Consider the following 12,665-nt stretch of genomic DNA (forward strand, 5'->3'; position numbering starts at 1 on the left):
AAACCTCTTACATCTCGCATCACTTAGTGGCAACGTACGTCTGTACATTCCTTGATGAGCAAGACCGTGTCAGCCAGCCCTATCCAACGCTCTCTAGCGAGTCATTTCGTCCCGGCTTCAGGCCTGGGCAATCCGCACCTGCAAACCCTGTGGGGGCCTTTATGGCGCAAGCGCACGCTGCTTGAGCGTACCCGTGAGCGGATGTGGCTGGAAGATGGCGATTTTCTCGACATGGACTGGCACGGCCCGCATCAGGTCGATGCGCCTCTGGTGCTGGTCCTGCACGGGCTGACCGGCTCGTCGAATTCGCCTTATGTTGCCGGCCTGCAAAAGGCCCTGGCCGCGCAGGGCTGGGCCAGTGTGGCGCTGAACTGGCGTGGCTGTTCCGGCGAACCGAATCTGTTGTCGCGCAGCTATCACTCCGGTGCCAGCGAAGACCTGGCCGAGGTGATTGCCCATCTGCGCGCCTTGCGTCCTCTGGCGCCGCTATATGCCGTGGGTTACTCACTGGGCGGCAACGTGCTGCTCAAGCATCTGGGCGAATCGGGCACAGACAGCGGTTTGCTGGGCGCGGTGGCGGTGTCGGTGCCGTTTCGTCTCGACGAATGCGCCAACCGTATCGGCCAGGGATTTTCCAAGGTCTATCAGCGGCATTTCATGCGCGAAATGCTCGCCTACATCCGCGACAAGCAGCAGCGTTTCCAGCATGAAGGGTTGAGCGAAGGCCTGGCGGAACTGGCGGCTCTGGGCTCGCTGGAGAATATGCGCACCTTCTGGGATTTCGATGGCCGGGTCACCGCCCCCCTGCATGGTTTCGCCAATGCCGAGGATTATTATCGCCGGGCGTCGAGCCGCTATTTTCTGGGGCAGATTCGCACACCGACGCTGATTATCCAGGCGGCCGACGATCCTTTCGTATTTATCCACAGCCTGCCAGAACCCGGCGAGCTTTCAGCGTGCACGGAGTTCGAGTTGCAGGCCAAGGGCGGTCATGTGGGATTTGTCGACGGTTCGCTGAAGAACCCCGGTTATTACCTGGAGCGAAGAATTCCGCTCTGGCTGAGCATTGCTCATGAGCGGGATAATCCTTACAAGGCCTCCGCTCCTGATGGCAATCTGTAGGAGCGGATTTATCCGCGAAAAATCTACTCGCGAATGAATCAGCTCCTGGCGATCAGGACCCGGTCGCGACCTCGCGGGCGGGGTCGGTAATCCATTCGCTCCACGATCCGGCATACAGCGTTCCCAGGGGATAACCGGCCAGGCACAGGGCGAACAGGTTATGACAGGCCGTCACGCCCGAACCGCAGTAGGCAACCAGATCGCTGGCTGAACGACCTTGCAGCGTATTGGCAAAACGCTGCTTGAGTTGTTCGGCAGGCAAGAAACGCCCGTCCGGCCCCAGGTTTTCATTGAAGGCGACGCACTGCGCGCCCGGAATATGGCCGGCAACCGGGTCGATGGGCTCCACTTCGCCACGAAAACGGGCTTCGGCACGCGCATCGATCAGGGTCATTTCTGCACGACCAAGACGACCCTGCAAACGACTGGCACTGAGTACCAGCGACATGTCGGGCTCGCCGGTGAAAGTACCGGGTTTGTTGCCCGGGGCATCGAGACTCAAGGGCAGTTTCGACGCATGCCAGGCTTTCAGGCCGCCATCGAGCAGGTAGACGCCGGTGCGCTTGCCAAGCCAGGCCAGCAACCACCAGGCCCGGGCGGCAAAGGCACCGGGACCATCGTCATACAGTACGATTTCGCTGTCCGGGTGAATGCCCCATGCCTGAAAACGCTGCACAAGGACCTTGGGATCCGGCAGCGGATGACGCCCGGTCCTGCCTTTGCTGACCGGACCGCTGAGGTCACGTTCCAGATCCGCGAAGGACGCCCGTTCGATATGTCCCTGCGCGTAGCTGCGCTGGCCATAATCGGGATCTTCCAGGGCAAAACGACAATCGAGAATCACCAGCCCTGGCTCTTGCTGGCGCGCGGCCAATTGCTGCGGGCTGATCAGTTGCGCGATGGACATGACTCACTCCTGTAGGCAGAAAACCGGATATTGATTGCTGGACTCAGCCGTTTTCCCCCAGCACCTTGGGCAGGGGCGTATAGAAAGCTTCGCACAAGGCACTGAATTCGCTGCGGGCCTCGGCGCTGATGTAGCCGGACTCAAGCATAAGCACCTGATAGACACCACGTCGAATGGCATCTTCATTCAAATGCGTGGAATTTTCCCGGGTGGTGCACAGAAAGCGCACCCAGGAAGTGAGGATGATCCAGGTGTTGAGGGTCAGCGATTCGACCTGCAGCTTGTCCATGTTCAGAACACCGGCCTCGACGAATGCACTGTAGATCGCCATGGCCTGGGTCAGGCAACGCTGGGAGAAGCGCCGATAGCGGGTCGCCATTTCCGGGTCGCAGGCCAGCAGATGCTCAAGGTCGCGATGCAGGAAACGGTAACGCCACATGCCGTCGAGGATCGCCAGCAGGTAGTTGCGCTTGTCTTCAATCGTGGGCTGCCGCCCTTTCGGGGGAAACAGGAACCCGTCCACCAGAGCTTCGTACTCGCTGAACAGCGAGGCAATGATCGCCTGCTTGTTGGGGAAGTGGTAATAGAGATTGCCCGGCGAGATTTCCATATGCGCGGCAATATGATTGGTGCTCACGCTACGCTCGCCCTGCTGATTGAACAGCTCCAGACTGACCTGCACGATGCGTTCACGGGTTTTGATGCGTGGAGCCATACTCAGCTCGACCCCTCGGGTATGTTGAGAATGGGATGTTAGCGCAAGCCGTCGCAAGATATGGAGTGATGTGCGTCAACTCCTCAGACTAAATCGTGCAGGTCATTTGACTTTATAGAGCAACAACTCTAAAACACTCGAAATCCCTGCAAGGAACGCCCTGCATGCCTGACGCCCCGCACCTTTTCAGCGAGCTGGAAAACACGTTCGCTCTTCAGCGCCAGGCCTTCGCAGCCAATCCCATGCCGAGCGCAGGCCAGCGCCAGCAATGGCTCAAAAGCCTGGGTGAACTGCTCGACAGCCATCGTCAGGCGTTGATCGACGCCATCAGCCGTGACTTCAGCCATCGCAGCGCCGATGAAACCCTGCTGGCCGAGTTGCTGCCCAGCCTGCTGGGGATTCGTGATGCCCGCAGGAAGCTCAAGCGCTGGATGAAACCTTCGCGTCGTCATGTCGGGCTGGCCTTCCAGCCAGCCTCGGCCAAAGTGGTGTATCAACCCTTGGGCGTGGTCGGGGTGATCGTGCCATGGAATTACCCTTTGTTCCTGGCCATCGGGCCGATGATTGGTGCCCTGGCGGCGGGCAATCGGGTGATGCTCAAGCTCAGCGAATCCACTCCTGCGACGGGCGAATTGCTCAAGCGCCTGTTCGCCCGGATCTTTCCGGAGGATCTGGTGGCGATCGTGCTGGGCGAAGCCGATGTGGGCATGGCGTTCTCGAAGTTGCCGTTCGATCATCTGCTGTTCACCGGCGCGACCAGCATCGGCAGGCATGTCATGCGCGCTGCAGCCGAGAACCTGACACCGGTCACTCTTGAACTGGGCGGCAAGTCTCCTGTGATTGTGTCCCATGATGTCCCGCTCAAGGATGCTGCCGAACGCATTGCCTTCGGCAAGACCCTGAATGCCGGGCAAACCTGTATCGCGCCGGATTACGTACTGGTGCCCGAAGAACGGGTGCAGGGTTTTGTCGACGCCTACAGGCAGGCAGTCCAGGGTTTTTATCCGACGCTGGCCGACAATCCCGATTACACGGCGATCATCAATCAGCGGCAACTGGCACGACTCAATCATTATCTGGACGACGCCACCCGCAAGGGCGCAGAGGTGATTGCCCTGTACGACCAGGGCCAGGCGCAACGCATGCCGTTCAGTCTGCTGCTCGGCGTCAATGACGACATGCTGGTGATGCAGGATGAAATCTTCGGACCGCTGCTGCCCATCGTGCCTTACCGGCATATCGATGAAGCGTTCGCCTACATCAATCAGCGCCCTCGCCCACTGGCGCTCTACTATTTTGGTTACAACAGGGCCGAACAGAACCGGGTGCTGGAGCAGACCCATTCCGGCGGCGTATGCCTGAACGATACGCTGCTGCATGCCGCTCAGGACGACTTGCCATTTGGTGGCATCGGTCCTTCCGGCATGGGGCATTATCATGGTCGCGAAGGCTTCCTGACCTTCAGCCAGGCCAAAAGCGTGTTCATCAAGCAGCGGTTCAACGCAGCGCGCCTGATTTACCCGCCGTACGGCAAGGCTATTCAACGCTGGGTGTATAAGCTGTTCTTGCGCTGAATGGAGTCCGGCATTCGGGCATCAAGATGCCATCAGCCTGATAAAAAATCGCCGATAATCGGCACAATAAGAGCTTGTCTGCTACACCTCGACTTGGCCCACCGGGGCGGCTGCGATAACATCCGAGTCCCCAACCGGACTCCGACCAGGACGACGCGATGAACCGAGTGTTGTACCCAGGCACCTTCGACCCTATAACCAAGGGCCATGGCGATCTGGTCGAACGCGCCTCGCGCCTGTTCGACCAAGTGGTCATTGCCGTTGCTGCCAGCCCGAAGAAAAACCCGCTGTTCCCGCTGGAACAACGTGTAGAGCTGGCACGAGAGGTCACCAAACACCTGCCCAATGTCGAAGTCGTGGGCTTTTCGACCTTGCTTGCACAGTTCGCCAAGGAGCAGAACGCCAATGTCTTTCTGCGCGGCCTGCGGGCGGTTTCGGATTTCGAGTATGAATTCCAGCTGGCCAACATGAACCGACAACTGGCACCGGACGTCGAGAGCCTGTTCCTCACTCCGTCGGAACGTTATTCGTTCATTTCTTCGACGCTGGTCCGCGAAATTGCCGCTTTGGGCGGTGATATCAACAAGTTCGTGCACCCGGTCGTGGCCCAGGCTCTGACCGATCGCTTCAAACGCTCGTAACGTCGAGGTGCATCGCAGGCGCTAATGCGGCACAATTCGCCGCATTGGTTTTCATACGCCCCGGTACAACCCGCGGCTGGAGTGCTTCATGTCCCTTATCATCACTGACGATTGCATCAACTGCGACGTCTGCGAACCCGAGTGCCCGAACGAGGCTATTTCCCAGGGAGAGGAGATCTACGTGATCAACCCCAACCTGTGCACCGAATGCGTCGGCCATTACGATGAACCGCAATGCCAGCAGGTCTGCCCGGTGGATTGCATTCCGCTGGACGAAACCCGCGTCGAAAGCAAAGACGAGCTGATGACCAAGTACAAGCTGATCACCGGCAAGGCGTAACCTTCATCCGTCAGCGATGAAGGCTGTCCGAGTCATTCCTTCTTGCCATACCCGTCGCCGGTGCAGCCCAGGCACCTGACGAAGGCCGCCTTGCCCGGATCGACCACCAGCGCCTTGCCGGTTGCCCCCAGGTTGCCGCCCGCCGCAGCGAAAGGCGCAGCAATCACGAACAGCCCCGTGCCGATGATGGTTGCCGCGATCAGCAAGGGACGGGCGATGAGCAGGTCGCCGATCATGGCGAAAGCAGGCGGGGTCTGGATGTCGTAGACCGGATCACCACTGCCCGCAGGCAGATCGGCAGCCACGGCAGGCACGGCCTGTAATCCGATCAACAGGGCCAGCGTGGCGGCAATAATACGAAACGGGCTCATGGCGTGGTCCTTCAGGTGTCGCAAAGTAGAGTGCTGATAACTATAAACAGCACTGGGGCTTAAGCAAGCGGCGCAGTATTTCAGACAATGAGCCTGCCCGCCTTCAGGCCATCGCGGTCAGGTCTGGCAACGCGGACAATAGACGCTCGCCCGCTGGCCCAGCTTGATCTCACGCAAGGTCGTACCGCACACCTTGCAGGGCTGATCGCCACGTCCGTATACGAAAAGCTCCTGCTGGAAATAGCCTGGCTTGCCGTCGCCACCGATGAAGTCGCGCAAAGTGGTGCCGCCGCGCTCGATGGCATAGGCCAGGATGCGTTTGATCTCGATGGCCAGCTTCAGATAACGCGCCCGGGAAATGCCCTTGGCCTCGCGACGCGGATCGATCCCGGCGGCAAACAGCGCTTCGGTCGCGTAGATATTGCCAACACCGACCACCACCGCGTTGTCCATGATGAAAGGCTTGACCGCAATCGACTTGCCTCGGGAGCGCTCATAAAGCCGTTCACCATCGAACAGATCGGTCAGCGGCTCAGGCCCCAGGCGAATCAGCAGTTCATGACTGTGCGGCTCCAGACTCCAGAGCATCGCCCCGAAACGCCGTGGATCGGTGTAACGCAGCGCCAGCCCCGACTCCAGCTCGATATCCACATGCTCATGCTTGAGCGCAGGCAAGCCGGCCTCGACCAGACGCAGGTTGCCCGACATGCCCAGATGACTGATGAGCGTCCCGACTTCAGCCTCGATCAGCAGGTATTTGGCCCGCCGGCCAACCTGCACGATCCGCTGCCCGGAAAGACGCACATCGAGGTCTTCGGGAATGGGCCAGCGCAAACGACGATCACGCACGATCACGCGGCTGACGCGCTGCCCTTCGAGGTGCGGGGCAATGCCTCGGCGCGTGGTTTCGACTTCAGGTAATTCAGGCATGGATAACTCGGTGAGGCAGAAGAGAAAAGCCGAGAGTGCGCGGTATTACTTCGCGCCAAGCTCACGAATGCTTTCCTTGAGGTATTCAAAATCGTACTCGGACAACCCGACATAATCGAGCACCAGGTGGCCGATGCTGTTCCACTCATGATCCTCGTCCTGATTGCCCAGCACCCGGCTGGACTCGCAGATATGTTCGGCCATTTTCAGCGGTGCCAACAGATTCTTCAGTGTGGCGTTGCGGCTCGAATCGTCCTCGAAAATTGCCAGGGCATTGTGATGATTGGCGATGGCACTGCAGACATGTTCCGGCAAACGCCAGGACTTGGCAGTGAAATAGCCGACAACTGCATGGTTGGTGTCGAACGCGCTGTTTTCGGTATCCACCACCCGGCAGTCCGGACCGGCCTTGGCGTAGGAGTCTTCCAGCACCGGCATGTAATCGGGGAAACGCTTTAGCATCAGCGGAATTCCGCAGTCATGGAACAAGCCCAGCGCGTAGGATTCGTCCACGGTTTGCGAGCCGATGCGCTTGGCCAGGGTCAGACTGGTGATTGCCACATCCTGGGCGCTGTCCCAGAAACGATTGAGCGTCACGATGGTTTCGTCGCTCATCTCGCCCTTGATCGACTGTGCGTTGATCAGGTTGATGACGGTACGACTGCCAAGAAGATTCACGGCCTTCTGGATAGAGGCGATCTTGTTGGACAAGCCGTAATGCGGCGAATTGACGATCTTGAGCAGCGCGCCGGAGAGTCCCGGGTCCTGGGAGATCAACCGCGCGATCACCGCCAGATCGGGATCAGGCATGTACTGCTCCATCTGCAGGTCCACCATGATCTGGGGCTGCGGCGGCACACTGATGCCCTGAAGGGCTTTGTGGATCTGCTCGGGGGTCAATTCTTCGGACATAGGTACTTATCTCAAGGCCATATGAAGATTTTGCCCGCTTAATGAGAGTCGGTCCACAAGCTGTTGGGCACAAGGCTATGACTTTAGCCAAGTTTCATGATTCCAAATGTTTGCTCCGCTTAATTGACGGGATGCCTCTCCGATAATCCAATCACAGGCTATAATCCCGCTCTTTTTTCCGGAGCGACGTCATGTCCCTGCCTAGCTTGCGCCTCAAAGCCAACGCCGACCGTCGCCTGCGCGCCGGCCACCTGTGGGTCTACAGCAATGAAATCGATGTAGCCGCCACCCCACTGAACGGTTTTGCGGCAGGTGACCAGGCGCTGCTGGAAGCCGCTGGCGGCAAGCCATTGGGCATCGTGGCCATGAGCCCCAACAACCTGATCTGCGCCCGCCTGCTGTCGCGTGACATCAAGCTGCCGCTGGACAAATCCCTGCTGGTTCATCGCCTGAACGTGGCGCTGTCGCTGCGTGAGCGCCTGTTCGACAAGCCGTTCTATCGCCTGGTCTACGGCGACTCGGACTTGCTGCCGGGTCTGGTAGTCGATCGTTTCGACCATATCCTGGTCGTGCAACTGGCTTCCGCGACCATGGAACATCACAAGGAAGACGTGATTGCCGCGCTGGTTCAGGTACTCAAGCCTAGCGGCATCCTGTTCAAGAACGACTCGGCGGCCCGCGATGCCGAAGGCTTGAACCGCTACGTGGAAACCGCCTACGGCACCGTGCCGGAGTGGGTTGCACTGGAAGAGAACGGCGTCAAGTTCGAGGCTCCGGTATTCGGCGGCCAGAAGACCGGCTGGTTCTATGACCATCGCATGAACCGCGCGCGTCTCGCGCCTTACGTCAAAGGCAAGCGCGTCCTCGACCTGTACAGTTACATCGGCGGCTGGGGCATCCAGGCAGGTGCCTTTGGCGCCAGCGAAGTCACCTGTGTCGACGCTTCGGGCTTTGCCCTGGACGGCGTTGAGCGCAATGCGGCGCTGAACGGTTTCGCCGAGAAGGTCACCTGTATCGAAGGCGACGTGTTTGAAGCGCTGAAAGAGCTCAAAGCCGGCGAAGAGCGTTTTGACGTGATCGTGGCCGACCCGCCAGCCTTCATCAAACGCAAGAAAGACCTGAAAAACGGCGAAGGCGCCTACCGCCGCCTCAACGAACAGGCCATGCGCCTGCTCAGCAAGGACGGCATCCTGGTCAGCGCTTCCTGCTCGATGCATTTGCCTGAGGACGACCTGCAAAACATCCTCCTCACCAGCGCCCGCCATCTGGACCGCAATCTCCAGTTACTGGAACGCGGCGGCCAGGGACCGGATCATCCGGTGCACCCGGCCATTCAGGAAACCCGTTATATCAAGAGCATTACCTGCCGGTTGTTGCCGAACAGCTGAAGCGCTCGCAGAATTTACGACTGCTGAGCAGCCGGTCGCGGGCAAACGCGCTCCTACAAACGCTGTAGGAGAGCGCTTGCCCGCGACCGGCTCACAACCAGATCGCATCCCAAAGCGGATAGTCTCCAACCTTGCTTACCAATCCAGGCATCAACGGATTGGCCACGATATACCCTGCAATACTCCGTAAATCCTCTTCCTGCCTGACTGCAACTCGTCCAACCAATGAAAATGGTCTGGCATCACAACCCATGCCAATGAATCCACCCTTCCCTCTTGCTGAGCTTTTCGGAATTCACTCACCAGCAAGCGTCCCATTCGCCAATCCTGGAATAGCGATCGACGCTCATGAACAACAGATGTCAGCAAATAAATACGTCCGCTTCGGAGTACCGCCCTTTACGCAAATCGGCTCCACGACTGGATATGGACAAATCACACCTCTTCCCTGATGGCTCTCGATCAGATTAGTGGACGTGTGAATATCCCCACCCCGATTAGCTGCTCAGGATGTGTCCGCAAGACTGTCGACCCGTGTAGAATCGACCCTATTCATCGCCAGTCATCCCCCGGCGGGTTTATGAGCTCAGGCCGAGTACGCGGTGATCCCGCGGCGTTCGGTTTCTTCGCTGCATCCGGTCACTACCGTTTGCGTGTGACGTCAATAGAAGCTCACTCCCCTTATTGATTAGCCTTATTTTGCCGGAGTGCTCCAATGCCTGATTACCGCTCGAAAACGTCCACCCACGGTCGCAACATGGCCGGCGCTCGTGCCCTGTGGCGCGCTACGGGGATGAAGGACGAAGATTTCAAGAAGCCGATCATTGCCATCGCCAACTCGTTCACCCAGTTCGTACCAGGGCACGTCCACCTCAAGGACATGGGCCAACTGGTCGCCCGGGAAGTCGAGCGCGCAGGCGGTGTGGCCAAGGAATTCAACACCATCGCCGTGGATGACGGTATCGCCATGGGTCACGACGGCATGCTGTACTCGCTGCCGAGCCGCGAAATCATCGCCGACTCCGTGGAGTACATGGTCAACGCGCACTGCGCCGATGCTATCGTCTGTATCTCCAACTGCGACAAGATCACTCCCGGCATGCTGATGGCGTCGTTACGCCTCAATATCCCGGTGATCTTCGTTTCCGGCGGCCCGATGGAAGCCGGCAAGACCAAACTGGCCAGCCACGGCCTGGATCTGGTCGACGCGATGGTCATTGCCGCCGACGCCACCGCCAGCGATGAAAAGGTTGCCGAATACGAGCGCAGCGCCTGTCCGACATGCGGTTCGTGCTCGGGCATGTTCACCGCCAACTCGATGAACTGCCTGACCGAAGCACTGGGCCTGGCATTACCGGGCAACGGTTCGACACTGGCCACCCACAGTGATCGCGAACAACTGTTCCTGACGGCCGGGCGCACCATCGTCGAGCTGTGCAAACAGTATTACGGCAACAACGACGAGTCGGTTCTGCCGCGCAACATCGCCAATTTCAAGGCATTCGAGAACGCCATGATGCTGGACATCGCCATGGGCGGTTCGACCAACACCATCCTGCATTTGCTGGCTGCTGCCCAGGAAGCCGAAATCGCCTTCGATCTGCGCGATATCGACCGTCTGTCGCGCAAGGTTCCACAGCTGTGCAAGGTGGCACCGAACATCCAGAAGTACCACATGGAAGACGTGCACCGCGCTGGCGGCATCTTCAGCATCCTCGGTTCTCTGGCCCGTGGCGGCCTGCTGCACACCGACCTGCCGACCGTGCACAGCAAGAGCATGGCCGAAGCCATCGCCAAATGGGACATCACCCAGACTGACGACGAAGCCGTGCACACCTTCTTCAAGGCCGGTCCGGCAGGCATCCCGACGCAGACGGCCTTCAGCCAGTCGACCCGCTGGTCGAGCCTCGATGACGACCGTGAGAATGGTTGCATCCGCAGCTTCGAGCATGCGTATTCACAGGAAGGCGGTCTGGCCGTGCTCTACGGCAACATCGCCCTGGACGGCTGCGTAGTGAAAACCGCAGGCGTGGATGAGTCGATCCATGTCTTCGAGGGCAACGCCAAGATCTTTGAAAGCCAGGACAGCGCCGTGCGCGGCATCCTCGCTGACGAAGTGAAGGCCGGCGACATCGTGATCATCCGTTACGAAGGCCCGAAAGGCGGTCCGGGCATGCAGGAAATGCTGTACCCGACTTCGTACCTGAAATCCAAAGGCCTGGGCAAGGACTGTGCACTGCTCACCGACGGGCGCTTCTCGGGCGGCACATCGGGCCTGTCCATCGGCCACGCTTCGCCGGAAGCGGCTGCCGGTGGTGCAATCGGTCTGGTGCGCGATGGCGACAAGGTGCTGATCGACATTCCGAATCGCTCGATCAACCTGCTGATCGACGACGCCGAAATGGCTGCACGCCGTGCCGAACAGGACAAGAAAGGCTGGAAGCCGGTCGAAGTCCGCCCACGCAAGGTGACAACAGCACTCAAGGCCTACGCCCTGCTGGCGACCAGCGCCGACAAGGGTGCGGTACGCGACAAGGAACTGCTGGAAAAGCTGGTGCCATAAAAGCCAACCCGTAGGAGCGGATTTATCCGCGAAAGCTTCGCGAATGAATTCGCTCCTACAGGCTTTTCTTACTGAATCTCGTCCGGTTTGACGATCACCCAGTTCTTGTCGGCCGTGACCGGCAATCCTTCCTTGGCCTGCGCCTCAGCATTGGCCTTGATCATGCCGTCAAGCTGCTTCATGTACTTGTCCTTGCGGTTGATCCACAAATGCACGCCGCCCTTGTTGACGTCAACGCCGTGGAACAGCATGTAGCCATCGCTGGTGGGTGTGTCACCTGCAACCAGAACCGGCTTTCTCCACTGGTCGATGTAGGTCAGGATCGCCGCATGCTTGCCTGCCATCCAGGTTGCCGGTGTCCACAGGTAAGGCGTCAGTTCCAGGTCGAGATTGCTCTTCTGGTCATATTTGCCAGCCGTGATCTGCTTGCGGGCCGTGGTCAACTCGCCGCTCTTCCTGTCCTTGAGCAGCATGCTCACGCCAATCACGTTCTGCGGTTTGACGTTGTAGCCGTACTTGGGATCTGAAGCGACCATCCGCACCAGTTCTTCGGAAGCGGCGGTCATTACATAGACCTCGATGCCGTTTTCCATCAGCTTGTTGAACAGCTCTTTCTGGCCGGTGAAGATGCGTGGCGGCTCGACGTCGAGCTTCTTGACCACATCCCCTTCGTAGTAAGTCGCCGGTATGGTTTTGCCCGAAGCCATCAACTCGTCGACGTAACCTTTCAGCTCCTTGAGCGTAAAGCCCGAGAACACTTGCGCCACCCATGGGTAGCAGACCATGTCATCCAGCTCGCAGAGCCGGTAGTAGTAACTGAACAGGCTTTCCTTGTGCTCGGCGGTGTCCTTGAACGGTATCAGCTTCAGGGAAGGGTCCAGCTTCTCGCGGGTAATCAGGCCCTTGTTTTCCATGAACGGCAGCAGCGACTCTTCGAGATCGAAGCGGTAACTGGTGTTATCCATGTCAAAGACGGCGTAATTACCCTTGTTGGCGTTGGCCGCAATCATGCTGTCCAGGGCCTTGGCAGCAGGCTCTGGCCAGTGTTTCAGATCGGTAGCGAAAGCCTGGCTGGCAAGACCCAGGCACAACGCGGCGGCCAACAATTTTGGTGCGAACTTCATTAGTGGTTTCCCCCGAAAAATGTATGGGGTCGACCGTAACAAAATGATGTGACTGTTATCGTGCGTCAGCGACCCCGC

Annotated in this window: 12 protein-coding genes and 1 pseudogene; 6 read left to right on the top strand and 7 right to left on the bottom strand. The window is 58.9% G+C overall.

Annotation, left to right across the window (positions count from 1 at the left end):
• Nucleotides 1–54: 54 nt before the first annotated feature.
• The gene (locus tag ALQ04_RS06665) at nt 55–1,122 is read left to right on the top strand and encodes a hydrolase (RefSeq protein WP_122315040.1); all 1,068 of its coding nucleotides are present in this window, start codon (nt 55–57) and stop codon (nt 1,120–1,122) included.
• Between the two features lie 52 nt (nt 1,123–1,174).
• Here ALQ04_RS06665 and ALQ04_RS06670 read toward each other — a convergent pair whose 3' ends face one another.
• Both ALQ04_RS06670 and ALQ04_RS06675 read right to left on the bottom strand, forming a co-directional pair.
• Nucleotides 1,175–2,029 (bottom strand): sulfurtransferase, encoded by an 855-nt coding sequence (locus tag ALQ04_RS06670; RefSeq protein WP_122315041.1) that lies wholly within the window; start codon nt 2,027–2,029, stop codon nt 1,175–1,177.
• Between the two features lie 43 nt (nt 2,030–2,072).
• Nucleotides 2,073–2,744, bottom strand: a complete 672-nt coding sequence (locus tag ALQ04_RS06675; RefSeq protein WP_122315042.1) for a TetR/AcrR family transcriptional regulator — start codon at nt 2,742–2,744, stop codon at nt 2,073–2,075.
• Nucleotides 2,745–2,908: 164 nt separating this feature from the next.
• Here ALQ04_RS06675 and ALQ04_RS06680 point away from each other — a divergent pair, with 164 nt between their 5' ends.
• The 3 genes from ALQ04_RS06680 to ALQ04_RS06690 all read left to right on the top strand — a co-directional run bounded on the left by ALQ04_RS06680 (nt 2,909) and on the right by ALQ04_RS06690 (nt 5,299).
• Entirely contained in the window at nt 2,909–4,318 is a 1,410-nt protein-coding gene (locus ALQ04_RS06680; protein WP_122315043.1) for a coniferyl aldehyde dehydrogenase, read from the top strand.
• 158 nt (nt 4,319–4,476) lie between these two features.
• Complete coding sequence (gene coaD / locus ALQ04_RS06685) at nt 4,477–4,959, top strand: pantetheine-phosphate adenylyltransferase (RefSeq protein ID WP_122315044.1); 483 nt, start codon at nt 4,477–4,479, stop codon at nt 4,957–4,959.
• Between the two features lie 88 nt (nt 4,960–5,047).
• Nucleotides 5,048–5,299 carry a YfhL family 4Fe-4S dicluster ferredoxin gene (locus tag ALQ04_RS06690; RefSeq protein ID WP_122315045.1) on the top strand — a complete coding sequence of 84 codons (252 nt, stop codon included), beginning with the start codon at nt 5,048–5,050 and terminating at the stop codon, nt 5,297–5,299.
• Nucleotides 5,300–5,331: 32 nt separating this feature from the next.
• Here the strand turns inward: ALQ04_RS06690 and ALQ04_RS06695 are convergent, their stop codons facing one another.
• The 3 genes from ALQ04_RS06695 to ALQ04_RS06705 form a co-directional block, all read right to left on the bottom strand.
• Nucleotides 5,332–5,670: a multidrug transporter gene (locus ALQ04_RS06695; protein WP_122315046.1), complete on the bottom strand. Its 339-nt coding sequence runs from the start codon at nt 5,668–5,670 to the stop codon at nt 5,332–5,334.
• 117 nt (nt 5,671–5,787) lie between these two features.
• On the bottom strand, nt 5,788–6,600 hold the full coding sequence (mutM, locus tag ALQ04_RS06700; protein WP_122315047.1) for a bifunctional DNA-formamidopyrimidine glycosylase/DNA-(apurinic or apyrimidinic site) lyase: 813 nt from the start codon (nt 6,598–6,600) through the stop codon (nt 5,788–5,790).
• 45 nt (nt 6,601–6,645) lie between these two features.
• Nucleotides 6,646–7,458: an HDOD domain-containing protein gene (locus tag ALQ04_RS06705; RefSeq protein ID WP_183142125.1), complete on the bottom strand. Its 813-nt coding sequence runs from the start codon at nt 7,456–7,458 to the stop codon at nt 6,646–6,648.
• 245 nt (nt 7,459–7,703) lie between these two features.
• Here ALQ04_RS06705 and ALQ04_RS06710 point away from each other — a divergent pair, with 245 nt between their 5' ends.
• Entirely contained in the window at nt 7,704–8,900 is a 1,197-nt protein-coding gene (locus ALQ04_RS06710; protein ID WP_122315049.1) for a class I SAM-dependent rRNA methyltransferase, read from the top strand.
• Between the two features lie 91 nt (nt 8,901–8,991).
• Here ALQ04_RS06710 and ALQ04_RS27150 read toward each other — a convergent pair.
• Nucleotides 8,992–9,334, bottom strand: a pseudogene (locus tag ALQ04_RS27150) (transposase).
• Nucleotides 9,335–9,615: 281 nt separating this feature from the next.
• Here ALQ04_RS27150 and ilvD point away from each other — a divergent pair.
• Nucleotides 9,616–11,463 carry a dihydroxy-acid dehydratase gene (gene ilvD, locus ALQ04_RS06720; protein WP_122315050.1) on the top strand — a complete coding sequence of 616 codons (1,848 nt, stop codon included), beginning with the start codon at nt 9,616–9,618 and terminating at the stop codon, nt 11,461–11,463.
• 68 nt (nt 11,464–11,531) lie between these two features.
• Here the strand turns inward: ilvD and ALQ04_RS06725 are convergent, their stop codons facing one another.
• Entirely contained in the window at nt 11,532–12,587 is a 1,056-nt protein-coding gene (locus tag ALQ04_RS06725; protein WP_122315051.1) for a haloacid dehalogenase-like hydrolase, read from the bottom strand.
• Nucleotides 12,588–12,665: the final 78 nt, after the last annotated feature.

The organism is Pseudomonas cichorii (genome assembly GCF_003700275.1).
Classification (GTDB): domain Bacteria; phylum Pseudomonadota; class Gammaproteobacteria; order Pseudomonadales; family Pseudomonadaceae; genus Aquipseudomonas; species Aquipseudomonas cichorii_B.